This window comes from Sphingobacteriaceae bacterium GW460-11-11-14-LB5 (genome assembly GCA_002151545.1).
Classification (GTDB): Bacteria; Bacteroidota; Bacteroidia; order Sphingobacteriales; family Sphingobacteriaceae; genus Pedobacter.
Genome location: CP021237.1, coordinates 2994993 through 3020607, shown reverse-complemented (window position 1 = coordinate 3020607; position 25615 = coordinate 2994993). Strand labels below are relative to the sequence as shown.

General features: G+C 39.1%; 13 protein-coding genes and 1 pseudogene. 10 read left to right on the top strand and 4 right to left on the bottom strand.

All coding sequences use genetic code 11. The features are described from left to right. The first annotated feature begins 214 nt into the window (after positions 1 to 214). From CA265_12165 to CA265_12120, 10 genes and pseudogenes are all read left to right on the top strand, one after another. Positions 215 to 2245 (top strand): annotated as a pseudogene (locus CA265_12165) (beta-galactosidase). Between the two features lie 313 nt (positions 2246 to 2558). Further along, entirely contained in the window at positions 2559 to 4091 is a 1533-nt protein-coding gene (locus tag CA265_12160; protein ID ARS40369.1) for a sulfatase, read from the top strand. A gap of 10 nt (positions 4092 to 4101) precedes the next feature. Then, positions 4102 to 5481, top strand: a complete 1380-nt coding sequence (locus CA265_12155) for a hypothetical protein (protein ID ARS40368.1) — start codon at positions 4102 to 4104, stop codon at positions 5479 to 5481. 62 nt (positions 5482 to 5543) lie between these two features. Continuing rightward, complete coding sequence (locus CA265_12150) at positions 5544 to 7673, top strand: G-D-S-L family lipolytic protein (GenBank protein ARS40367.1); 2130 nt, start codon at positions 5544 to 5546, stop codon at positions 7671 to 7673. Positions 7674 to 7987: 314 nt separating this feature from the next. Next, the gene (locus CA265_12145) at positions 7988 to 8563 is read left to right on the top strand and encodes a hypothetical protein (protein ID ARS40366.1); all 576 of its coding nucleotides are present in this window, start codon (positions 7988 to 7990) and stop codon (positions 8561 to 8563) included. 74 nt (positions 8564 to 8637) lie between these two features. Continuing rightward, positions 8638 to 9768, top strand: coding sequence for a hypothetical protein (locus tag CA265_12140; protein ID ARS40365.1), 1131 nt, complete (start codon positions 8638 to 8640; stop codon positions 9766 to 9768). Positions 9769 to 9893: 125 nt separating this feature from the next. Further along, positions 9894 to 13229, top strand: coding sequence for a hypothetical protein (locus CA265_12135; protein ARS40364.1), 3336 nt, complete (start codon positions 9894 to 9896; stop codon positions 13227 to 13229). A gap of 3 nt (positions 13230 to 13232) precedes the next feature. Further along, on the top strand, positions 13233 to 14675 hold the full coding sequence (locus CA265_12130; protein ID ARS40363.1) for a hypothetical protein: 1443 nt from the start codon (positions 13233 to 13235) through the stop codon (positions 14673 to 14675). A 241-nt stretch (positions 14676 to 14916) separates the two neighbouring features. Next, the gene (locus tag CA265_12125; protein ARS40362.1) at positions 14917 to 16494 is read left to right on the top strand and encodes a hypothetical protein; all 1578 of its coding nucleotides are present in this window, start codon (positions 14917 to 14919) and stop codon (positions 16492 to 16494) included. Between the two features lie 66 nt (positions 16495 to 16560). Beyond that, complete coding sequence (locus CA265_12120; protein ID ARS40361.1) at positions 16561 to 17967, top strand: sialate O-acetylesterase; 1407 nt, start codon at positions 16561 to 16563, stop codon at positions 17965 to 17967. A 450-nt stretch (positions 17968 to 18417) separates the two neighbouring features. Here the strand turns inward: CA265_12120 and CA265_12115 are convergent, their stop codons facing one another. The 4 genes from CA265_12115 to CA265_12100 form a co-directional block, all read right to left on the bottom strand. Then, entirely contained in the window at positions 18418 to 20043 is a 1626-nt protein-coding gene (locus CA265_12115) for a hypothetical protein (protein ARS40360.1), read from the bottom strand. 25 nt (positions 20044 to 20068) lie between these two features. Next, positions 20069 to 23302, bottom strand: a complete 3234-nt coding sequence (locus CA265_12110) for a hypothetical protein (protein ARS40359.1) — start codon at positions 23300 to 23302, stop codon at positions 20069 to 20071. 212 nt (positions 23303 to 23514) lie between these two features. Then, complete coding sequence (locus tag CA265_12105) at positions 23515 to 24615, bottom strand: hypothetical protein (protein ARS40358.1); 1101 nt, start codon at positions 24613 to 24615, stop codon at positions 23515 to 23517. Positions 24616 to 24723: 108 nt separating this feature from the next. Continuing rightward, positions 24724 to 25299: an RNA polymerase subunit sigma-70 gene (locus tag CA265_12100; protein ARS40357.1), complete on the bottom strand. Its 576-nt coding sequence runs from the start codon at positions 25297 to 25299 to the stop codon at positions 24724 to 24726. Positions 25300 to 25615 lie beyond the last annotated feature (316 nt).

Genomic DNA, 25615 nt, shown 5'->3' with positions numbered 1-25615 from the left:
TTGGAGATTTAGAGGCGGGCCAAATGGAAATTCATATAGCCAGAGGTGGTAATGTTATAATTTCATATTACTGAAATGAGAGATAAGGTTCAGAGATCGGAATTGAAGGAACGCTAGCATCAAAGAAACAATTTTATTGTAACAATTATGTGCAGCCGATAGTGAATTTTTATATCATTTTGCTCTATTCAAAAATGTAAACCAGACAACACAAATGAAAATTAAATTTATTTTATTATTTACAGCTATTTGTTTTAGCCTTAAACTTTTCGCGCAACGCGATACCATTCCCATCAATGCTAATTGGAAATTCGCCATCGATTTAAAAGGCGAAGGTATTGCACAGAGCTGGAATATAAAAGATCTAGCCCATTTAAAATCAGTAAACCTTCCGCACACCTGGAATGTAGAAGAGGCGACCCAAAATCACTATGGCTGGGGCTGGTATCGTTACACTTTAAAAGTACCGACAGAATGGAAAAATAAAAACGTGGTTATACAGTTTGGGGCCATTAACCACACCTCAAAGATTTATATTAACGGAAAGGAAGTTTTAGAAAGCATTGGCGACGGGTTTAATCAGATTAAAGTCAATCTCAATGATAAAATCAGTTATGGAAAAGAAAATATCATAACAGTTGCAGTAAATAATGCGTACAATGAAAAGAAAGTACCTTTTAGCAATTCTTTCGATTGGGCAAACGATGGTGGTATTATCAGAAAAGTAGCCCTGATTGTAAGTGGAAAACCTGCTGCCAGTTACATCCATGCCGAGCCAAAACTGGATTTGACTAACAATAACGGACATCTTAAGATAAAACTGGGTTTCGACAAACCCAATCGTAACCTGCAATACGCAATAAAAATAACTGAGGATAACCAAAGCAGTCACAACACCGTATTTGCCAAAACTTTAACACCAATCTGGCAAGGTAATGAGGGCATAACCGAACTCAATCTGGCAAAAGTGAATCCCTGGCATTTTGATTTTCCGAACCTTTACAAGGTACAGGTAAAGGTAATGCTGGGCAATAGAGTGATTGATGAAATTGCTACTAGCGTAGGCTTTAAAAATCTGCAGATGAAAAATGGCCAGATCTTTTTAAATGGCGAAGCCGTAAAACTAATGGGTACAGAATGGACAGCTGGTTCAGATCCTCATTATGGTTTTGCAGAACCCGATTCTATCATCATAAAACACTGCCGCATGTTAAAGGCCGTAAATACCATATTCACGCGTATGCACTTTCAGCAGGATGAATTGTTTTACGATTTCTGCGACAGAAACGGCATCCTGGTTCAGCAGGAAATTCCGCTTTGGGGACCAGAGACCCCGGCCAGCAAGGATGTGAGTACCATTGCGATACAGCAACTCGGGCATATGATTAGCAACTTTTATAACCACACCAGTATATTCTCATGGGCAGTAGGTAATGAGTTGCGTGGACGTGATGCTGATATTAAGCAAATGATTGATGATCTAATGATACACACAGGGGAACTGGATAAAACCAGAATGAAAGCCTATGTAAGCAACACGCTTACCAGCAGTTTCAGCAATCACAAAAACTTTGTACCCGATGGTGCCAGCCAGGGCGATTATTTAATGATGAACGAATATGGAGGCAGTTGGTGGCAATTGCCAGTAGCTAAAATAGGTAATTATCTGGATAGTATCCATGTAAGTTATCCAGATAAAACATTAATTATTTCAGAGTTCGGCTTGTGCGAACCCAATTTTAAAGGTGGCGACGAACGCCGGATACAGGATATGGTTTACCATATGGCCACTTTCGAAAACAAGCCTTTTGTACAGGGTGCGATTTACTTCGATTTAACCGATTACCGCACCCACTATCCGGGTACAAGTGATACTACTAAATTTAAAAGAAGAGTACATGGCGTTTACGATATGTATGGCAAACCTAAACCTTCAATGAAGGTGTTGAGAGAGCTATCTTCTCCGGTTGAGGTGCAAGTGGCTAATGTGTTGACTCCAGAAAAAAAAGAACCTTTTACGGTAACCATTTTTGGGAGCATGGGCTTGCCACAGCATACCGTGAAGGGTTATAAAATCTACGTCTCAAGCCGTACAGACAATTGGGTCAGCCAGAAAGCATAGGATCTACCCACTTTAACTCCCGGCCAGGAAATTAAAATGAAACTCGAAAAAGATTATGAAGGTAAAGCGGTCATAACTGTGGTAAGGCCAAATGGTTATGTGGTAAGCCAGCAGGAGTTGTAGCTACGAAAATTAGAATAGCAGAGTAAGGATAAGTTTAATCTTAAAATGGAATACAGAGCTGAAAATAATTTATAAAATCCGATTTAACTTAACGAGTGCAAGGGAAAGGGATTATTAACAATGAACCATGGTCAATTTAACCATTGATATAAGCGATAACTGGCTTAACAATCACTCAAAGCGATATCCATCTTTAATAAAAATGATATAAACCCAAGTAAGAGTTTTTTAAATACGATATTTGTTTATTAATATTAAACTTTATTTGCCTTTTTGTAAACTATTTATTTGGAAAATACTTTCGACAATTTGAATAATGAAATCAATATTAACCTTCGTGGCGTTACTGGTAATAAATTTGGGTAACGTCGTTGCTCAAAATCAACGCCCCAATATTATCATTTTTTTGGTCGATGACATGGGTTGGCAAGATACTTCACTTCCATTTTGGAAGGAAAAAACCCCACTCAATCAGCGTTACCATACGCCAAATATGGAACGTATGGCAAAGGAGGGGATGAAGTTTACCAATGCCTACGCAGCACCAGTTTGTACACCAAGTCGTACGGCCATGTTAACAGGTCTAAATCCTGCACATAGTGGCATCACTAGTTGGACAAACCCTCAAAAAGATCAAAATACTGATGCAAAAGACGACCAATTTGAACCTGCAAAATGGAATTACAACGGTTTAAGTCCTGTTGATGGTATAGTAAAAACAGTATACGCAACACCTTTTCCTCAACTGCTTAAAAACGCAGGATATTTTACTATTCATGTAGGCAAAGCACATTGGGCCTCGACTGGCACACCGGGAGCAAACCCATACAATATGGGTTTTATGGTTAATATAGCCGGCCATGCAGCCGGAAACCCACAGAGCTATCTTCCGCAAGAAAATTATGGCAATATGTTGGGAAAAGCCGGATTGAGAGCAGTACCCGATATGGAAGAATATTATGGTACTGAAACCTTCTTAACCGAAGCGCTAACCAAAGAGGCGATAAAAACGCTGGATGCGCCCATCTGCAATAAGCAGCCATTTTATTTAAATTTTGCACATTATGCAGTACATACACCCATACAAAGTGATAAAAGATATTTTCAAAAATACATAGAACTCGGACTAGACAGCACCGAAGCTGCCTATGCCAGTTTGGTAGAAGGTATGGACAAAAGCCTTGGTGATGTTTTGGATTTCGTAAAGAAAAAAGGCATAGAAAAGAACACGGTTATCATTTTCATAAGCGATAATGGTGGATTAAGCCTGGCTGGCGAACGGGGAGGTGCAGCCTACACCCAAAATCTGCCCTTAAAAGCAGGCAAAGGTTCGGTTTATGAAGGAGGCATTAGAGAGCCGATGATTGTTAAATATCCAGTCCTGGTAAAACCGTCAACGGTTACCAATCAGTATGTAATTATTGAAGATTTTTTTCCCACTATCCTGCAACTGGCAGGAGTCAAAGATTATAAAACCGTACAAAAAATTGACGGAAAAAGTTTCGTGCCTCTGTTAAAAAATCCTTCCTCCGTAGATAATGAGCGTAGCCTAGTGTGGCATTTCCCTAATAAATGGCAAAACTTAAAAGAGGAGGGTATCAATTATTTCAGCGCCATACGCAAAGGCGACTGGAAATTGGTGTATAACCTTCGCAATAGTAAATACGAACTATATAACCTTAAAAATGATATCGGTGAAACCAATGATTTGTCGAACACTCAGCCACAAAAAGCAAAAGAGCTTGTGCAGTTGCTAGGCGCCCGCTTAAAAAACTGGAACGCCCCGATGCCAATCTACAAATCCAATCAGCAACCTGTTGCGTGGCCTACAAGCATTCAACCCTAATTTTTAAATAATGAAGAACTATTTGAAGAATAGATTTTGTTTTATAGCGACAATAGCTTGCGGGCTATTTGCTGTTCATTTAACAGCTTTTGCACAATCTATTAAGTTAGTAGGCACCATAAGAGACAATCGGGAGGTATTACAATGGGTGCAGGTTAAAGATAAACAATCAGGCAAAAAAGTAATTACAGATGCCGATGGGAGGTACGAACTAGAGGTTGGTTCAAACGCCATACTTCAAATTACCGCTAAAGGATACCAAAGCCAAACGGTACAGTTAGAAAATAAACCCATCATCAATGTATTATTGGTTCCTGATGCTGGCTATCTCCATAAAACGCTGCTTAAAAAAATAAAAGAAATAGAGCCTTATGCTCATTTTTTACAAGCCGAAAAGCAGACCGTTGTTAAATCAAATCCGCTTTACTATCGGGCACGTTTGGCTTATATTGAGAATGTATATTTTGAGAACCCTCATGTGCAAAGCCCTGATAAAGCGCTAAAGGTATTTCTGGATTATTGTAAAACGCAAAATCTTCTAAATGATTTTTCAGGGCAATTTGCAAAGGCAGCCCGTACACTAGGCTTTGAACTGATTACCGACCAGAGTCCGGTGAATATGGACGAAACAATCCCAGCCTCAACAGCCATTCGAAATATTGCTTATACTACGCCTAATGGTTATAGCCAAAAACTCGATCTGTTTTTACCAAAAAACGCTGCCAGTAAACCAATCCCATGTGTAATTTTTGTGCATGATGGCGGTTGGGCAGTGCATAAACGGGCCTGGTTTGAAGCGCAGGCCAGGTATCTGGCTGCTAAAGGATACGTGGCTGTTAATATCGACTACCGGATGATTGATGCAGTTACACCCTTACAATCTGTTTACGATGCAAAGGCTGCGGTGAGGTGGGTAAAAGCAAACGCACTAAAATTTAATATTGATACCAATAAAATTGGTGCTTGCGGTGCCTCGGCAGGTGCACATTTAGCCGGGATTTTAGCCACCACGGGTAATGATCCTGTACTGGAAGGGGATGGCGATAACCGAAAGTTTTCGAGCAAAATACAGGCTGCAGCGGGCTTTGCAACCCCAACATTGACCGGAAGGAAAACCTGGCCAAGGGGACAAGCAGAAAGTTTGCCCGATTGGTTTGAAAAGATTTCGCCATATAAACACATTACACCCGATGATGCCCCGTTTTTATTTATTCATGGAAGCGATGATAGCTTAGTTTCAGTTGATGAGGCAAAAGATATGTACAAACGCTATCAGGAAAACGGAATATTAACAGAATTGGAAATACAAGAAGGCAAAGGTCATGTTTTTTATATGAATATGACAGTTATGGAACATGCATATCAATTTTTTAAAAAAGTATTTAACTAAAAATATTAATCTATAAGGAGAAGCTGAACATTACACTAACCATAAACCACAAATGAACTAAAATGAAAAAACAGTACATCTTTTTTACCATCCTGATGTGGACCATTTGCTTTACTGCAATTGCCCAGAAAAAAATCCGAATAGCCTGCGTAGGCAATAGTATCACCTATGGCATGGGCATTGCCAACCGCGAAAAAAACAGTTACCCGGCACAGTTGCAAAATATGTTGGGCAGTGGATACGAGGTCATGAACTTCGGTCATAGCGGCGCTACGATGTTAAAAAATACCGTCAATCCTTATTGGAAAACAAAAGCATACGCCGATGCCTTAAAGAGCGAACCTAATATCGTACTGATCAAATTAGGTACCAACGATAGTAAAGGGCAAAATAGAAACAGATATGATGAATTTGAAAATACGTACAAGGAACTGATTAACAGCTTTAGGCAACTATCAACTAAACCACGCATTATTTTAGTTGCGCCTGTCGCTGCATTTTCTACCGATACCACTTACATTTCAGATCCTGTTCTGGTGAACCGGATTATCCCAATGATACAGCATGTAGCGTATCGTGAAAAACTGGAAATCATTAATCTCCATCCGCTGTTTGTTGATAAGGAAAGTATGTTTCCGGATAAAATCCACCCTGCATCAATTGGTGCTTCCATTATTGCATCGAGGTTATATGAAACCATCACTCAAAACAGGACTGAAAATTCCGACATTTTTTCTAAAATAAAGGAAGACAAAAATATCACTGAATTTAATGGCTTTGAATGTGCCAGCTTTAAATTTAACGGGCGTGATTGTAAGGTGGTTAAGCCAAAAGTGGTAGCGAAAGGCCATCTATGGGTATGGCGTGCCCGTTTCTGGGGACATGAGCCACAAACAGATGTTTCTTTACTGGAACGTGGTTTTCATATTGTTTACTGCGATGTAGCAGAGCTTTTTGGCAATGCCGAAGCCGTTGGCTTGTGGAATAAGTTTTATAACCTGATGCAAACATGCGGTCTTTCGAAAAAAGTAGCTTTAGAAGGTATGAGTCGTGGTGGGGTTTACGTATATAATTGGGCCCTGGCCAATCCCGAAAAAGTAGCTTGTATTTATGCAGATGCGCCTGTACTCGATTTAAAAAGCTGGCCGGGCAAAAAAAGAAATGCCGGAGCAAGAGAGCCCTGGGAAGATTTTAAAAAAGACTATAACCTTACAGAAACACAGGCCGATAATTTTAAAAACAGCCCCTTAGATCACGCTGCAAAAATTGCCAGACTGGGTTTCCCGATGTTACATGTGGTAGGAGATGTGGATGATGTGGTACCTATTGCCGAAAATACCACACCTTTTGAAAAAATAGTACGTGAAAACGGGGGCAATATTACCGTAATCCATAAAGCAAATGTTAACCATCATCCGCATAGTTTGCCAAATCCTACACCTATTACCGATTTTATTTTAAGGGCCACTGGCCAGAAGGTAAATTTCGCAGCGATTGCGGCTCCAGGTTCAGAATACAGATCGGGTGCAGGCTGGACCCCTGGCAAAGACTGGTGGGCACAGCATGAAAATATAGATAGTTTGTTGCTGGCAGAGAAAAACCTCGATATTCTTTTTTTAGGCAATTCGATTACACAGGGCACCGGTGGACATAGAACTTCGGTAACCTATAAACCCGGCTTTAAAGCTTTTGACAGTGTTTTTGTAAACTTAAAATGGGAAAGCGCAGGTATTTCTGGCGATAGAAGCCAAAATATATTATGGCGTTTGCAAAACGGTAATTATGCAAAAGCTAAACCAAAGGTAATGGTGGTGATGATTGGTGTGAACAACATTAGTGCAGGCGATAGCCCGGAAGAAATTGTAGCAGCCATTAGCAAAGTAACCGATTGGACCAGCAAAAATATGCCATCAACCAAGGTGCTTTTATTAGGGCCTTTGCCTGTTGGGATAAAAAAAGATGATGAAAGGAGAGCGAAGTATGAAAAGGTTCATTTATTACTGGCCAAATTACCCCATAAAAATTATACTTACCAATCAATCGCCTCTCCGTTTTTATTGCCAAATGGCGATTTAGATCCCACGAAATATGGAAGCGATGGTATTCATTTACAGGCAGACGGCTACAAGGCCTGGGCAAAGGCATTGAAGCCAATTTTAGCGGATATGCTAAACATAATTAAGATAAGATAATTGCATATAAGGGTGAAAATTTCATGGAGCATCTAACTTTGACACCAAATCTAGTATTATTTACTAAAAAGCTTTACTCACTAAGATGGCGGTGTAACTGTGTGATACGATTTAAACGGTCCCGATAAATTAGATATAACTATAAAGGGACATTATTTTTTACCTAAACAAATTACGATATATTTGATATTTGACGTTTTAATGTTCTAAGATGTTGATAGGCTACATTTAGATTTCAAAGAGTGAACAAAATTATGAATTGCAAATTATTGTTATAAGAAAGATAGGTGTTGAGTAAGATCGACTGTAAAACAATGAAAGCTAATGATTCGCTTCTTGATAACGAATTGATAATACTCCTTAAAAATGGGGATCAGAATGCTTTTGCCCAAATTTATAGCCGCTTTTTCAGGCCACTTTATGTTCATGCCTATAAAAAAATAGGAACGGATGAAGATGCCATTGATATTGTGCACGATCTTTTTGAATTTTTATGGACGAAAAGAAACGAGCTGGAAATTTCGAATCTCTCTGCCTATCTCTTTGCAGCCATCAGGAATAGAATATTTACCTTAAAAGTACGTTCAGACCGCAAAAATATTTACCTAGAATCTTTAAAAGATTTTATTAATAAAGGAGAATTTGTTACCGATGCCCAGGTGAGGGAACGCGAGCTAGCTGCGTTAATTGAAAGAGAAATTGATGCTCTTCCTCCTCAAATGAAGAAGGTATTTGTAATGAGCAGGACTGATGGAATGAGCCACAAGGAAATTGCAGATCAACTCGGTACTTCTGAGCATACCGTACGCACGCAAGTGAAAAAGTCATTAAGGATCCTCCGATCGCGGATTGGGATTGTTGCCTATCTGCTCCTTCTCATTCACCGTTAAGATTTATTTTTTCTTACAGTACCCTATAGCCTCCTATCGGGAGTCTTATGATATAGGTGATAAATCTATTTATTATGAAATCAGAGGTAGAAGCACTTTTGGAGAAATATCTTGAAGGGAAAGCCAGTCAGGAAGAATGCGCCATTGTAGAAAGCTGGTATCTGCATTTAGCAGATGAAAAAGATATGCCTTCGGCGAAGCAAATAGAGGCTGCAAGGAAAAAGGTATGGAACAACTTATCTGCAAACAGAAAAACGCACTGGAAGGACAAATTCTGGCTTGGCCGTGTTGCAGCAATTCTGATTGTGGTTTGTTTTGGTAGTTATTTTTATTTCCTTACACCAAAAAAATATCCAAAACATGCCAACGGTGGAAGTGCAATGCATGAAATAAGGCCAGGTACTAATACAGCAGTGCTTACACTTGCTGATGGTAAAAAAATAATATTAGCAGATGTGGGTACAGGACAAATTGCCATGCAGTCGGGCATCAAGGTTACCAAAACCGCCAAGGGCGAATTGATTTATGAATTTACTCATGTTATAAATGATAACCCGGCAATAGGTGAAGCCTCATTTAATACCATTCAGACTCCGCCAGGAGGGCAATATCAGCTTCAACTGCCTGATGGTTCCAAAGTTTGGCTTAATGCGGCATCTTCTTTAAAGTTTCCTGTCAGATTTGGGGATCGTGAACGAAAGGTAGAACTGGTGGGTGAGGGCTATTTTGAAGTTGCAAAAGACAAGAAGAGGATGTTTAAAGTGTCTGCAAATAAATTAGAGATCAATGTTTTTGGAACACACTTTAATATAAGTGCCTACCCTGAAGATAATAAAACAAAAACAACCCTGTTGGAAGGAAGTGTTAAAGTGATTGCACTGGATTATCACTCTTTATTTCTTAAGCCGGGCCAGCAGGCCGCAGTGAAGGGATCAGCCATTGAAGTAAAAACTGTAGATGCCGAAGCTGCCATTGGCTGGAAAAAAGGATTGTTTGTATTCGATAACGAAAGGATTGAAACAATAATGAAAAGGATTAGCCGCTGGTATAACGTAGATGTGGTTTATACTGGTAGAACTTCGAAAGAAAGATTTATGGGGACCATTTCACGCGATGAGGACATCAATAAAGTTCTCGATATGCTCGAGCTAACAGATCTGGTTCATTTTAAAGTTGAAGGAAGGAGGATTATCGTGATGCCTTAAAGCCATTTAAGGTTTGTCTGATAAGAATCGGGAGTGTTTGCGGCACCCCCGATAAATGTTATGGCTTACCTCTTAAATATTATTTCCATATCAAAGATTCTAATTAAACCAAAACAACCAAATGTATGAAATATCATTCTAAAATGTTATGGCGCCACCATGGTCCTAAAAAGAAAATATTACTGGTTATGAAACTCACAGTTATTTTTCTATTTACCGTTTTAATGCAGGTCAGTGCTTCGGTAAAAGCTCAAAAACTAACCATCAAAGCGTCTGATATGGCGCTCAGTATCTTTTTTAAAGAAATTCAAAAGCAAACGGGCTATACTTTTTTATGTACAGAAGAAATGCTCAGTGAATCGAAGACGGTCAACATTAATTGTACAAATGAACCACTCGAAAAGGTTTTGCATCATGTTTTTGATGATCAACCCTTAACATTCACGGTAAAAAATAAGTCTGTTATTATAAGAAGAAAGCCTATTTTGTTAAAAACAGAATTGCTTGTTCCCCCGGGAGACGTTAAAGGAAAGATTCTCGACGAAAAAGGCAATACCTTGCCTGGTGTGACCATAAAGGTTAAAAATGGTTCCATTGGCACCACCTCAGGCAGCGATGGAGAATTTATACTTAAAAATGTTCCAGAAGATGCCATACTCGTTATATCTTACATTGGGTATGCTACCCAAGAAATAAAGGCCGACCAGAAAGCTGATATGGCTATTAAACTCTTGCCTAAATCTGATAACTTAAACGATGTGGTGGTAGTAGGATATGGTATAACTAAGAAGAAGGACTTAACTGGCGCAGTTTCTACTATAGATAAAAAGGCGATAGAAAATCTACCGATCAACCGTGTAGATCAGATGTTGCAAGGTAAAGCTGCCGGTGTACAGGTTACCTCTACCAATGGTGCACCAGGCTCTGGAGCATCTATCCGTATTCGTGGCGGAAATTCGATAAATGGTACAAACGAGCCACTGTATGTTATTGATGGATTAATCGGGGCAGATATCAATGCAGTTAACCCTCAAGATATCGCCTCGATGAGTATATTGAAAGATGCCTCTTCAACCGCAATATATGGTGCCAGAGGTTCAAATGGTGTAGTCATTATTACAACTAAGAAGGGCGCAGCAGGATCTGATAATATCAATTTTGAGGCCTACACCGGAGTACAACAATTGCCAAAAGAGATTGCCATGTTAAATGCAACCCAATATGCCGAACTGGCTAATGAGGCTGCAGTATTAAATGGCACGCCTATTTTATATCCCAACCCTCAATCGTTAGGCGTTGGTACAAACTGGCAGAGGGAAATTACAAGAACAGCACCAATGAGTAATTATACACTTGGTGCATCTGGCGGAAGTAAAGGATTTAACTATTTCCTTTCAGGTAATTACAATAACCAGGAAGGGATTATTCTCAATTCCGGTTTCAGTCGCTACCAGTTTCGCACCAATTTATCAAAACAACTCCGGGATAATGTCACAGTAGGCGCAATGATTAATGTTGGCCGAACAGTTACCCGAAACAATACCGTAAGCCTCGGTGGACCAAGTCAAAGTTCGGCTACAGCCTACTCTCCAATAGCAGCTGTTTATAACCCTGATGGATCTTTTACAAGCCAAAAGCCTAACGATCCACTTTATTATGATAACCCGGTAGCACAGGGGACTGTGCCTTATAACCGTACTATTAACAGCTACTTCACAGGGAATCTAACTTTAGACTGGGAGCTGATTAAAGGTTTAACATTCAAATCTACCTTTGGCTCTCAGATGACTTTTAATAAAGTCAACAGGTACTTACCGAGTTCATTGCCATCAAGGGTAAATTCAGGGAATGCAGGTATGGCAAATGTTGATGCCGCCAATACCATTATGGTATTAAATGAAAATACATTAAATTACAATAAAGATTTTGGTACTGACCATAATTTTAACGCAGTAATTGGTACCTCTTATCAAACAGAATCATTAGAGAGATTCAATGCCGAAGGGCAAAAATATTATGCAGATCCTTTATTGTATAATAATTTGGGGGCAGGGAGCCAGGCAACATTCAAAATTGGATCGGGCGAAACAAAATATGCCATTTTCTCATACCTGGCCCGCTTCAATTATACCTATAAAAACAAATACCTTTTAACGCTAACAGGACGTTCTGACGCCTCATCTCGTTTCGCAGCAAATCATAAACGTGCCTTTTTTCCGGCGGCTGCCATTGCATGGAACGCCTCAAATGAAGATTTTATTAAAAATTTAAATGTTTTTGATAACCTAAAAATCAGGGCAAGTTATGGTTCAAACGGAAGCCAGGGGATTGATACTTATCAATCTTTAGCTTCACTCAGACCGGTAATAGGTTATCTGATTGGGGGGACGAATATTGTTGGCTTTACCTCAGACAGGTTACCTAACCCCGATCTTACTTGGGAAACTACCAAACAGTTCGATGCCGGAATCGAATTTAGTATTTTGAAAAAAAGGGTTAACGTAGAATTAGACTATTATAACAAAGTAACCAGTAATCTACTGCTCAACCAACAATTGGCTACCCAATCTGGTTATTCTTCAAAAGTTACCAATATTGGTTCGATCAATAACCACGGGCTAGAGCTGGCTATTAATACAGATAATATTGTACGGGATGGATTTAGCTGGTCTACGACTTTAAATATTGCTGCAAACAGGAATAAGGTGCTCGATTTAGGAGGAGTGCAGGCCTTTGATAATGCAAGTACTGGTTATGGCACTTACTCTACAATAAGCAGGTTAATTGTTGGACAGCCTGTTGGAACTTTTTGGGGAACCACTTATGTGGGTACCAAGAAAACCGATACCCCGCCTACAGGAACGGCAACTTCACCAGGGAACAACCGGATTGGAGATGCGCTGTACCAGGATTTAAATGGCGATGGTAAGATAGATGTTGCCGATTATCATGTGATTGGAAACTCGAATCCGAAGTTTTATGGAGGCCTGGGCAATACTTTTACCTATAAGAAGTTTAGTCTGAATGTTTTTTTTCAGGGCTCTTATGGAAATCAGGTGATGAATATCAGTGATAACTTTAATAATAGCTCCAGTCCGGGTTTTAACCAGTATGCTAGTGTTGCAGATAGGTGGACAGTGAATAACCAATCTTCCGATATTCCGCGTTTGCCAAAAACTTTAGATTATATCTATTCTTCGAGAAGTGTTTATGATGGTTCTTTTTTGCGTTTGCGCACTGCAACAATTGGTTTTAATTTAACAGGTAGTGATATGCATGTGAAATGGATCCAAAAGCTGAATGTTTACGTAACAGGAACCAATCTTTGGTTATGGACCAAGTATCCTTATTACGATCCGGAAGTAAATAGCTATGGAACAAATTCTACGTTACGTGGTTTCGATTACACTGATTATCCTCAAAACAGAACCTTTATTTTAGGCTTGAATTTAACACTATAACTGATGAATACCAATAAAATATTTGCTGTCTTTATGACAATCGCATTGATGTTTGGGACATCATGCAAAAAAGAATTAACAGAAGATCCTAAGGCATTTGTTAGTCCTGAAAATTTTTTCAAAACAGATGCAGATGCTGTGATGGCCGTTAATGGCGCTTATTTTTGGCTGGTTGGCACTCACCCTCAACGTCTTTTTCAACAAGAACTTTGGTCTTACCTTGACGAAGATTGCGATGCAATTTTTACCTGGGGCAATAAAGGAGCCTTAAATCTAACTCCTATAAATGGAGGCTATGCATCCACCATCTGGAACGGATTGTACCGGGGTATACAAACTTCCTCGCAGGTAATTGATCGGGTAAGTAAATCAGGAAGCAGCCCTATAAAAGATCGTGCTGTAGCCGAAGCCCGTTTCTTACGTGCGCTTTATTATTATTACGTTACCGGCGTTTTTAGAGATGGACCTTTGGTCGATGAAGTTAATTATCTTGATAATGGTACAGCTGCCAAACTTCCGCGCACACCTGCAGATAAGATCAGAGATTTTATGATTAAAGATTTGGAAGCTGCTATTAAAGTTTTGCCCGATTCGTATGAAGCTGCTAATAAAGGAAGAGCAACAAAAGCTGCTGCACAAACGCTATTAACCAAAGTGTTTTTATGGAAAAAGAATTGGACGGCTGCGTTAACGACTGCGCAGGCTGTAACAGGACGTGTTTTGTTGCCAGAGTACAAAGATGTGTTTACCGAAGCAAATGAATTTAATAATGAGTCAATTTTTGAAATTGATTTTCAAAAGGATAACTTAAATAGCTATCAGCATGCCTTTTATTCACCTCAGAAAAAAGTGGGCGTTTCCCCCTTTTCCGAAAAACCATGGTATGGCGGTTATGTGCCATTAAATTCTTTTGTTGATGGCTTCGAAGCAGGTGACAAACGTAAAGACCTAGAGATTGCAACTGGATACATGGGAAAAAACTTTATACCTGATCCCGAAAATGGCGTGAGCGTATGGTTTGGGCCAAAATGGTGGCGTTTAGATGCCGGTGAACGTAATTCAGGGCTTAATATAATTATTTTCAGGTATGCTGATGTATTGTTAATGGAAGCCGAAGCGGCAAACGAAGCTGGCGACCAGGCGACGGCATTTACTGCTATAAATAAAGTCCGCGCACGTGCAGGTTTATCAGCACTAAATGGTTTAACTCAAGAGCTTTTGCGTGCTGCAATCATGAAAGAACGTGGTATCGAATTATGTGGTGAAGGGCATCGGAAGTTGGACCTTGTGAGATGGGGATTATGGTTAAAAACTGCAAAGGCAGCACAAGCAATACAATCAAAGGTGCGAGCAGATTCTTATCAGGCACAATATGAATATTTACCTGTACCAGCCGTAGAGGTAGAAAAAAATCCTGCACTTGCGCCGCAAAACCAAGGCTATTAAGTTGCAAGGAATAGTAATACAGTTACAAATAATGGGCAAGAAATTATTGCCCTTTATTTGTAATTTGATTTTCGGAATTTTATGGTACTGTGAAAATTATACTGATCTGTTTAGCATAAATTATGAAAGCTTTTAGTCTTCAAGATGAAAGAATGATTGCCACTCTCATATGTTTGAATCATGTCTGTTTCATCAGCCAGAGGGTTATTTTTTAAGTTATTAACGACAAACCAAACAACAAATGAAACAAAAAATTAAATTTTACTTAACGTTATGCCTGTTGTTAATTCAGGCAGCTGTATTTGCCCAGCAGAAAAATTGGGAAGAACTTCGCAAAGATTACCAGTTCCCGAAGTGGTATACCGAAGCCCGTTTAGGTATTTGGGTACATTGGGGGGCGCAATCGCAGCCAGCAGAAGGTGGAGGTTGGTATGCCCGTCACATGTACCAACAGAATGTAGGTAGAGAAACATGGGGTGCAAATGCCTATCCCTACCATTTAAAAACTTATGGACATCCATCAGAAAAAGGATTTAAAGATGTCATACACGAATGGAAAGCCGACAAACTGAATACCGATGAATTGCTGAAATACTTTAAGAGTATAGGTGCCAGGTATTTTGTGGCCCTGGCTAACCACCACGACCATTTCGACAATTTTGCTTCTACTTATCAGCCATGGAATTCGGTAAATGTTGGCCCTAAAAAGGATCTTATTGGGATGTTTCAAAAATCAGCAGTGAAATACGGTATGCCTTTCGGTGTAAGCTCGCACGATGACCGCTTTTTAGACTGGTGGAAAACCGCCTTCGGTGCTGATACTTCCGGAGCGAAAAAAGGTGTGAAATACGATGGTTGGATGACCAAAGCCGATGGCAAGGGCAAATGGTGGGAAGGATTGGATCCGGCTGATTTGTATGGATTGCCTCCCGAAAAACGGACACCAGAATGGATTAAAAGTGTTAAAGAAACCTATGTAAAGCGTACGGAAGAGCTGGTAAGTAAGTATAATGTTGATTTGCTTTGGTTTGATGGCTATGGTTTCCCTTATAAGGAGTATGGAAAAGAGGTGTGTACCTATTTTTTTAATCAAAGTTTGCAAAAACATGGCAAAGTGACCGCTGTAGTGGCTGGAAAGTTTTCGAATGAACCTTCAACAGTAAAAGACATCGAGCGTGGTGGTGCCACAGAAATATTACCATATCCCTGGCAGGGAACGATGACTTTTGAAAGTTGGTTTTACAAAACAGATAGACCAATCAGACAAAATGCGCGGACTGTTATCGAAACCCTGGTTGATATGAATAGCAAAAATGGTAACCTGCTGCTTAACGTAGAATTAAAACCTGATGGAACCATTCCTCCAGATCACAAGGTGATTCTGGATACATTAGGAATGTGGGTTAATACCAATAGTGAGGCTATTTACGCGAGTAAACCCTGGAAAATATATGGTGATAACCTAAATGGAGGTAAACAACAGAAAAATATCAGCGAAGCTGATCTCGAGGCCAATAAAAAGCACGAGAGTGAAGATTTTAACGAGCGAACCATTACAAGCCCTGCTTATCCCCATAATGAAGTCCGTTTTACTACTAAAGGAAACGATTTATATGTTTTTGTACTTAACCCTGTTGGTGGCGATATTACAATCCCGAGTTTGGGTACAAATGCGATCAGGAAAATAAAAAATATCCGTCTTTTTGGCGATGCCTCAGCAATAAAATTTACACAAACAAGTGATCAGCTGGTTTTGCAAATACCAGCTAAAACTAAGCTCCCTTACACACAGGTTTATAAATTAACAGGAGTGCTCTGAAAGATTAAGCTTTTGGACGCCATTGACAAATAATTTGATTTTTGATCATTTTAACAATAGAAATAAGTGAAAAAAACAATATTTTCCATTATCATCAGCTTTTTAGCGTTATCACTTCATGCCAATATCCGCCTACCGGGTATCTTAAGCAGCAATATGGTATTGCAGCAAAAATCGACGACCAAACTATGGGGTTGGGCTTCGCCTGCAGAGAAAATAAAAATTACCACCTCCTGGGATAATCAGGTAACCGAAGTTAGCGCCGATGGAAATGCAGCCTGGCAGGTTGAACTGAAAACCCCACAGGCTGGCGGTCCGTACAACATCACTTTTCAGGCTGGAAACAAAATTGTACTCGAAAATGTGTGGATAGGAGAGGTATGGGTATGTAGCGGGCAATCGAATATGGAATGGAATTACAGTACCGGAATTAAAAGCATCAAAGAAGAGTTCGAACACCTGAGCAAACTGAATATCAAACTATTCAATGTGCCTAAAACCACTTCAAAAACACCGCAAGATGATATCAATAGCACGTGGACCGTTTGCGACAGCAATACCTTAAAAACTTTTAGTGCAGTAGGCTACTATTTTGGTAAACACCTCAACCAGGACCTGAATATACCCATAGGCCTGATTAACAGCAATTGGGGTGGTACTCCTGCCGAAACCTGGACGCCTGAGCAACTGGTTGAAAATAATGCGGTATTGAAAGACGCAGCAACGAAAAATGCACCTACTGCTTGGTGGCCGGTAGCACCTGGTTATACTTACAATGCCATGATTGCCCCTATGGTTAATTACAGCATTGCAGGAACCATTTGGTACCAGGGCGAAAGTAACAGAGATACGCCTGCAAGTTATACCGAATTAATTAACACGATGTTAGGTGCCTGGCGCAAGGCCTGGAACAATGATTTCCCTTTTTATTACGTGCAGATCGCCCCTTTTAAATACGATAAATACAATGTTGGGGCATTGGTGCGGGAGGCGCAAACCAGGAACCTGTCAACATCAAAAACGGGTATGGTTGTTATTTCTGATCTGGTTACCGATACTTTGAATATTCACCCTACCAATAAAAAAGATGTAGGCTTACGTCTGGCAAATTTAGCATTGGCCGAAACCTATGGACAGAAAAAAGCAGGCTATAAAAATCCACTTTTTAAATCCTTTACAGTAGAAAAAAGCGATATCGTAATCGAATTCAATAATGCAGAAAGTGGATTGACGATTAAAGGAGATACGCCAAAGGAAATTTTTATCGCTGGTGCAGATAAGTTATTTTATCCGGCAAAGGTTAAAGTAAAAGGAAATAAGATTTTTGTTTCAAATGCAAAGGTAAAAATCCCTGCGGCGGTGCGCTATCAATTTAGCAATGCAGGTATAGGCAATCTCTTTAGTAAAGCTGGCTTACCTGTAGCCCCTTTTAGAACCGATGATTGGGGGATTAGTGTGGATAAAATCAAATAATTTCCAATACATCATATTAAATATCTTAAAATATTGCAATCAGGCAGTTTGTAGGTGACCTGGTTGCAGTATCATACTACCCGGGGACCAGAGCGTGAAGATCTTAACGCTCTCACAATTGATCATGTTGGATTAAAGTTTATAGGTGGGTGTCACAACCCTGACAAATCCTGCAATCAAACAATTCAAAAATCATCGTTTTTAGCGGTATCTCAATTTCTTATCAGCCGATTGGAAGTTATCTGTAGATCGCTTCAGTCATGCATGAAATCCTTCAATTCGCATCCGATAGCTATGGGATGATGAGATTAAAATCTAAAATTCAAGTTAATTTTAAAGAAAATGGGGCAATTCATGTTTTATGAATTACCCCATTTTTACATTGAAATTTTCTGTACCAATTAAATCTAAAGAAGGCTATTAATAGTACTAAGCATTCAAATCAATCAATTACCATCCGCTATTCTGTACGATGTTTGTGTTGGCGTTTACTTCGGCTAAAGGAATTGGCCATAGATAATCTCTTTTGGCCGAAAACACCCTGGTTTCTGATAAGTATGGTTTATTTATATTTGGATCGAAGGCGCCATAAACAGGACCATCCAATACCTGCTCGCCAATTCTCCAGCGGCGAATATCAAATAACCTTTTACCTTCCAAACCAAACTCAACACGTCTTTCGCGCCTTAACAATTCGCGGATTTTTTCTTGTGTATTATATTGGGCAGAGGTGGCTTCTGGCATGCCAGCTCGTGTACGAACCTGGTTGATATATGTTAAAACATCAGGGTTTTGATAATCACCACTTTCTATTAAAGCTTCAGCATAGTTTAACAAAATTTCAGCATACCTGATGATATAAAAGCCTAATCCTCCACTATAAGGCCTGCTAATATCACTTGGATCAACATATTTTTTTGAAAAATAGCCAGTTTGGGTGGCATATGCCTGACCGATCCGATCTACATTGGCTACCGACTGATCAAATGGGTTAAATAGTTTACCCAGAAAAACCTCATTAGGCATTAAAACGCTTATACCCAGGCGAGGATCTCTGTTATTATGATAAGTAGGCTCACGTGTGTAAACTGCAACACTATCCGGGCCAAGCTCTTCTAAGGTTTTGCCTTGTTTAGTTTCGAAACAATTTACAAAAGATGCAGTAGGCGATGTCACCGCATGGCCACCCATGCTTCTTGATGTTTGCCTTAAGAATGCTTCAGGATTTGCACCTTTTCTAAAAATGATTCGTTCTTTAGAAGTGATGCCGTTGTAAGAAAATAGATCTGCATAGCTGTTTACCGTAGGACTGGTTGCTGTATGTAAATCATACCCAAAGGCGGCTTTATTATCAATTACCATCTTTGAATACTGTGCAGCTTTAGGATAATCTTTCGCATTTAGATAAAGAATAGACAATAAAGAATAGCAAGTACCTTTGCTAAATCTATAGTTATCATTTTCGGTATAGTTATCGGGCAAATTGGGTATCGCAGCTAGCAGGTCATCGCTAATAAACTTGACCATATTTTCTTGCGTAGCCCTTGGTTGATTGGCGTCTTGTGCGCTCAATGAATGGTTTACAATAGGTACAGGGCCATAATAAAGCCATAAAATTAGGTGATAAAATGCTCTTAAAGATCTTGCCTCTGCTGCATACCGTTCTTTTATTTTAGGATCTTGTACGTAGGCAGTACTATAATTTTCTAAAAACCTGCATGTTCTTCTGATGTAAGAATACGAAACACTGTAATAGGAGTCGTAAATACTACTTGAACTTGTGGTTAAGCCTAATGGTGCAAGAGTTACATCAGTTAAGTAGCCTGTTTTTAGAATCATGTTATCAGAAAAGCCTTCCAAAGGCATCCAACTACCTGCATGCCAATTATAGTTAAGCGCACCAACTGGCAAGCCACTATAAGTCCCATCAAGATTTATCCTTAGATCACTTTCCAGTTTCCAGAATTTATCATCAGTAGTTGCTACAGGATTGTCTCTTTCAAGGTATTTTTTACATCCAGTTACGCTGCTTAAGCAAAAAAAAGCTATCAGGATAATATATATATTATTTTTCATGTTTTTTTAAATTAATGATTTATGCCTATAGGTTTACATTAACACCAACCGAGTAAACTTTCATTATCGAATAGGTAGATTGGTTACCGCCACTTTCAGGATCAAGCAGTTTCATATCCGAAAATGTAAGTGGATTTTGGGCATTTACATATACCCTTAGATTCTTTGCCCATTTTTTGGTTATGGTTGATGGGAGGGTGTAACCCAATTGCAAATATCTAATTCTGGTGAATGCCGCATTTACAGCCCAATAATCAGAAAATTGACCATTGTTACCTGCGGATGGGCGCAACCTTGGATATTTGGCGTTTAAGTTTGTTGGGGCCCAGTAATCAGTTTGTTCAACAAGCGGTGGGCCACTAACTCCTCCCACATCAAGCGGGTAAGCATATCGGCCACCGTAAAATTTAAGGTTTTTACCCACGCCATTTACCTGCACCTCGAAATCGAAATTTTTAAAGGTAACCGAAATATTCGCGAAGTAATTACTTAAAGGTTCTGCAGTCCCAAGGCCTGTCCAATCGCTTGTGTTAATTACTCCATCGCCATTTATGTCGATATATTTGATATCGCCTTCTAATTGTCCACTCATGATGGGTACCTTGTTCGCCATATCCTGGGCGGTTAACAAACCACCTGTTTTATATCCCCAAAATTCGGTAAAAGGACCACCAGCCATTTTGCGAGTGTTACCTTGAATAATAGGAAGGTTGGTAGCTAATTTTATAATTTTTGTTTTATTGTAAGAATATCCTACAGTGGTGCTAAACTTTAAATTATTATTAACTACTGTATTATAAGCAATTTTAAATTCTATCCCTCTGTTGTTTAGTTCGCCAATATTTGTTGGAGTGGTGCCTCGTCCCGATGATAAGGTTGGCGGGGGAATTAAAATCAAATCGGTGGTTGCTTTGTTATACCACTCGAAAGTGAAGTCTAATTTATTGCTAAAAAGGCTAATATCCGTACCCACATTGAAAATTTTCATTTTCTCCCAGGTAATATCCGGATTACCAAATACCGCCTCACTTCCACTGCTGTTTATGGTGGTTTGATAAGAATAAGGATTGATATTGTTGTTTCCTAAAGATCCGTAAGAGGCCCTCAATTTCATAGAACTTAAAAATTTTAGGTCTTTCAGGAAATTCTCGCTGCTGATGTTCCATCCAGTGGCTACCGATGGGAAGTATCCCCACCTTTTGCCTGGGGCAAATAATGACGATCCATCACGACGTAAGCCCAGCTCTAACAAATACTTGCCATTGTAGCTATAGTAGGCTTTACCCAGATAAGAAAGTAAAGTTTTGACATCCCAAACCGAGGTATTATCATACTCTTGTGAATAAAGTAATATCGCGTTTATATTGTGCTTCCCAAAGGTTTTATTATAATCTAAGTTTCCTCCAATATAATAGTAGCTTCTTCTTTCTGCTGAGCCTGCATTGCGTACCGTTTCAAAATCACGGCCTATTTTTGCATTAGTAAAATAATCAAAGAACAGATACTGATCCCTTGAACTTTTTACCGAACCCGACATTATACGATAGCTAAATTGTCCTTTGAGACTAAGACCGGGAATGATGGTCCATTTTGGACGCAGGTTAAGCAAAATATCATCTTTTAGTGTATTAACCGTACCGCCTTTCTCTAATTGAGCTATAGGATTAAAGTTTTCACCAAAGACCCCGTAAAAGCTATAGTTTGGTCTATCTGCCCGCTCAGGATATTTAGGCAGGATAGTTGGAGGCACACTGTAGATATAGCTCATTATAGCACCCATACCAAAACCGCTTACGTAAGTTTCTTCAATATTTTCTCTTGATGCCACAAAATCTAAAAATGTCACCACGTTTTTAGAGAGATTTACACTGGTGTTTCCTCTTATGGTAGCCCTATCGAAACCGCCTACTGAAAGCATGTTTGGCTGATTTAAGTATGTCGCGGTTATGGCAAAACGTGCAGTGCTATTACCACCGGATACATTTAATGAATGTTGCTGCATCGGTGTCCATTCTTTTACCACTGTTTTATACCAATTTGTGTTTGGGTACAACATTGGGTTGAGTCCAAAACGGGTCGAGTCTATTGCGCCCTGTTTGTAAGGAGGTGTAGCGCCAATATTTTTTTGTGCAGTATTAACTATTTCCATGTAAGTAGGTGCATCAACAAATTTTGGGTGCCCCATTGTAGGCTGTTGAAAGCCAAAGAAAGAGTTGTAGCCTAACTCAATAATATCCGGCCTGCCTCTTTTGGTCGTAATTACAATTACACCATTACCGGCCCTTGCTCCATAAATTGCAGCTGCGGCAGCATCTTTTAAGATAGATACACTTTCAATGGTGTTCGGATCTAATTTATCAATTCCATATGGTATACCATCAACCAGAATTAATGGTGCAGAACCTAGGCTAGAGGCAATTCCTCTAATCTTAATTGAGGCGGCATCTCCTCCAGGCAAACCCGACGACTGTGTTACGCTAATGCCAGTGGTACCTCCCTGCAATGCCTGAGATAATTGGGTAATCGGTTTATTGTTGATATTCGACATGTTTACTACCGAAACCGAACTGGCTATATTTTTGACCTGTTGAGTACCTACACCTGTTACAACTACCTGCTCCAGTGCGTTAACATTTTCAGTTAGCGAAACGTTAATCGAATTCCGGTTTGCTGGTACAGGAATTTCCCTGGTATTATAGCCGGTTATCGTAAAAACCAATACCTCATCTTTGGCAACCTTAATCTGGAAACTTCCATCAGCTTCTGTTACTGTTCTGCGCTGGGTGCCTTTAACTGTTACTGTAACCGATTGGAGCGGAACTGGAGGTTCTGAAGTGCTGAAAACAAACCCTTTGATTAAAAAAAGATCATCTTTAACTTTATCATTTACTATCAAGTGCTGAGGTAAGGGCTTTAGGGTAATATTATTTTCACTAATGCGAAAAGTAACGCCATGACTATTCAAAACCTGAGTTAGAACGGTTTCCAGCGATACATCTTTAAAGTTTGCATCGATTTTTGTTTCATCATTAATTACTTGGTTAGCGTAAGAAATGTTATAACCAGTTTGTTTTTTTATCTGATAAAAAAATTCTTTTAATGTCATATTTTGCCTGGAAAGATTAATCTTTTGAGCCAGACTGTTTGCACTTACGTGCATAATCGTGATAAACATTAAGAATGTGGTAATTTTCATAGCATACAAGAATTCTCTCATGCGCGAGCTATGCACGCATGCGGTGTTAATACAAATTTTCATACATTTGTTTAGTTTGGGTTAGATTGTAATTGATTTTCAAGAATTTGTTGGCAGGATGACCTAAACAATGCCAGAGGTGTTTGCCGCACTTCTGGTCTTTTAGCTCCAGGATCCTAGTCTCGGTCGTTCGGTTTGAGTAGTCTTTCTTTCATTTTAGTTGTTTGGTTAGTTATTTTAACTTATCTGCGTTGTGTGTTTTCAATCGTAATTAGTTATTGCGATACGGTGATCGTCCGGTCTTTTATCTTGAATTTAAGGTTACTTATTTCGGAGAGGTTTTGAAGAACCTTTTGTATATCAGATGATCTGGACATGTATCCAGAAAAGGTTTGCTTATTGTCTTCTGCTATGTGATATGCAATTTGTACATCGTACCAACGCGCAATTTTTCGCATAATAGCATGCATATCATCATTTTCGAAAATGAATACACCTTGCTGCCAGTCAATAAAGGAATCGGCTATTACCGGAATAACCTTTATTTCATGATTAAGCAGTATAGCCTGCTGGTTGGGCTTGAGGATTACACTTTTATTTATTTCTACAGAGCCTTCTAATAAAGTCGTTTTAACGACATGTTCATCATCGTAGGCGTTGATATTGAAATGGGTGCCTAGAACTTTTACCTGTTGATTTTTGGTTTCTACTACAAAAGGATGCAGTTTATCTTTAGCAACTTCAAAATAAGCCTCACCATTCAATTTAACAGATCTGATGCCATTTTTTAGCAGGTTTGTGGTGTAGGTTAAACTCGATGCAGCATTCATCCATACTTTAGACTTATCCGGCAAAATAACCATGTATGTTTCTCCTCTGGCTGTAGCAAGCGTATTTACTAGATCTAAATTGCCTTGAGTCTCGTTAATCTGATATACTATTTTGCCTTCTGCGGTTTTTACGATGCTTATGCCTGCTTGGTTGGCTAGCTCTCCTTTTGCTGCACTTACCAGCTTAATTTTTTCACCATTGGCAAGCGTAAGCGTTGCACCTACCTTTCCAGGAACAATATTGGCCGCGTAAATCTTTTCAGCTGGTTTGCTGCGCAAATAATAGGCAATACCAATGCAGAATATCACTAAAATCGCTGCTGCATATGGCAACCAATTTATTTTTCTCTGTTTTGGCAGATCGCGTTGCGCTATAATTTTATTCCATATTTTATTTTGAAGGGTTTGATAATCCATATCAGCACTAACTGAAGTTGATTTAGCACCCTCATGTAAATACCAACTTTCCACAATTGCCCTTTCACGGTCATCTGCATTGCCATTTATGTATTTATTAAATAATATCTCAGCCTTATCACTTCTCATTAGATTTATATCTTTTAGGTTGATATAAATAAAGACGGGGAAGTGTATCGCTGAATCTCAATAAATGTTAATTAAATGTTAAAAAATCAGTAATAAGATGATTTCAAGCTAATTAAGGTAATAATAAATCAGTATTGCTATTCCAAATTTGGACCTTAGAATCTTTAATGCCCTACTGACTTGATTTCGGACTACGCCTTCACTTACACCTAATTGTTCAGCAATTTCCTGGTAAGATAGGTTCGAATGTCTAGAGAGTTTAAAAATTTCACGCATTTTTTCGGGAAGGCAATTAATCTCCTGTTGTATAAGTTCATGAAGTTGTTTCTCTCGGATGAGAAAGTCTGCTTCGTAGTTTCCCCTCTCTATAAACTTTTCAAGTGAAGCTATGTATTTACTCTTCACCTTAGCATGGTCAAAACGATCAAAAATTTTATTCCGAACTACTGTATAGAGATAGCTGGATAAAGAAGTTTTAAGATCAATAATTTCAGATTTAGTCCAAAGGGTAAGAAATACATCCTGTACAACATCTTCGGCATCTTCGTCATCTGTAAGCATCCTTTTGGCATGGCCATATAGTACAAACCAAAATCTATTGTAAATTTCTTTATAAGCAGACTCATCATTAGTCTTCAGTAATGCAAGCAGCTCGTGGTCTGTATAACTCCTATAGGTTGTCAAGTTTGGTTTTTGTGGCGCAAAATAGCATAATTTTAGAATTTATTTATGTTCGTGAAAAAAAATGCTTGTCTAATATTTATATGAACATTGTCATTAATGCGAGATTAAATAAGAGATAAAAATCTGCATTGGTCTGAATATGCTCATTATCCTTAAATCCTGAAATAGTGGATGAGGGGCCATCTATTCTCGGCTTATCAGATTAATGCGATTAGATGTTTCCAGGCTAATTTTTTAAAGGAGATATTTTTTCATTGCTGTAACCAGAGATAGAAAAAATCAATAATTTAGAGATAGAAAGATTATTTATAATAAC

What these genes read in the sequence shown, in the direction of transcription:
- CA265_12105 (ARS40358.1), bottom strand. Translation starts at nt 24,615, where the DNA reads ATGAGAAGTGATAAGGCTGAGATATTATTTAATAAATACATAAATGGC.
- CA265_12110 (ARS40359.1), bottom strand. Translation starts at nt 23,302, where the DNA reads ATGAAAATTTGTATTAACACCGCATGCGTGCATAGCTCGCGCATGAGA.
- CA265_12130 (ARS40363.1), top strand. Translation starts at nt 13,233, where the DNA reads ATGAATACCAATAAAATATTTGCTGTCTTTATGACAATCGCATTGATG.
- CA265_12140 (ARS40365.1), top strand. Translation starts at nt 8,638, where the DNA reads ATGAAATCAGAGGTAGAAGCACTTTTGGAGAAATATCTTGAAGGGAAA.
- CA265_12150 (ARS40367.1), top strand. Translation starts at nt 5,544, where the DNA reads ATGAAAAAACAGTACATCTTTTTTACCATCCTGATGTGGACCATTTGC.
- CA265_12145 (ARS40366.1), top strand. Translation starts at nt 7,988, where the DNA reads ATGAAAGCTAATGATTCGCTTCTTGATAACGAATTGATAATACTCCTT.
- CA265_12115 (ARS40360.1), bottom strand. Translation starts at nt 20,043, where the DNA reads ATGAAAAATAATATATATATTATCCTGATAGCTTTTTTTTGCTTAAGC.
- CA265_12135 (ARS40364.1), top strand. Translation starts at nt 9,894, where the DNA reads ATGAAATATCATTCTAAAATGTTATGGCGCCACCATGGTCCTAAAAAG.
- CA265_12155 (ARS40368.1), top strand. Translation starts at nt 4,102, where the DNA reads ATGAAGAACTATTTGAAGAATAGATTTTGTTTTATAGCGACAATAGCT.
- CA265_12125 (ARS40362.1), top strand. Translation starts at nt 14,917, where the DNA reads ATGAAACAAAAAATTAAATTTTACTTAACGTTATGCCTGTTGTTAATT.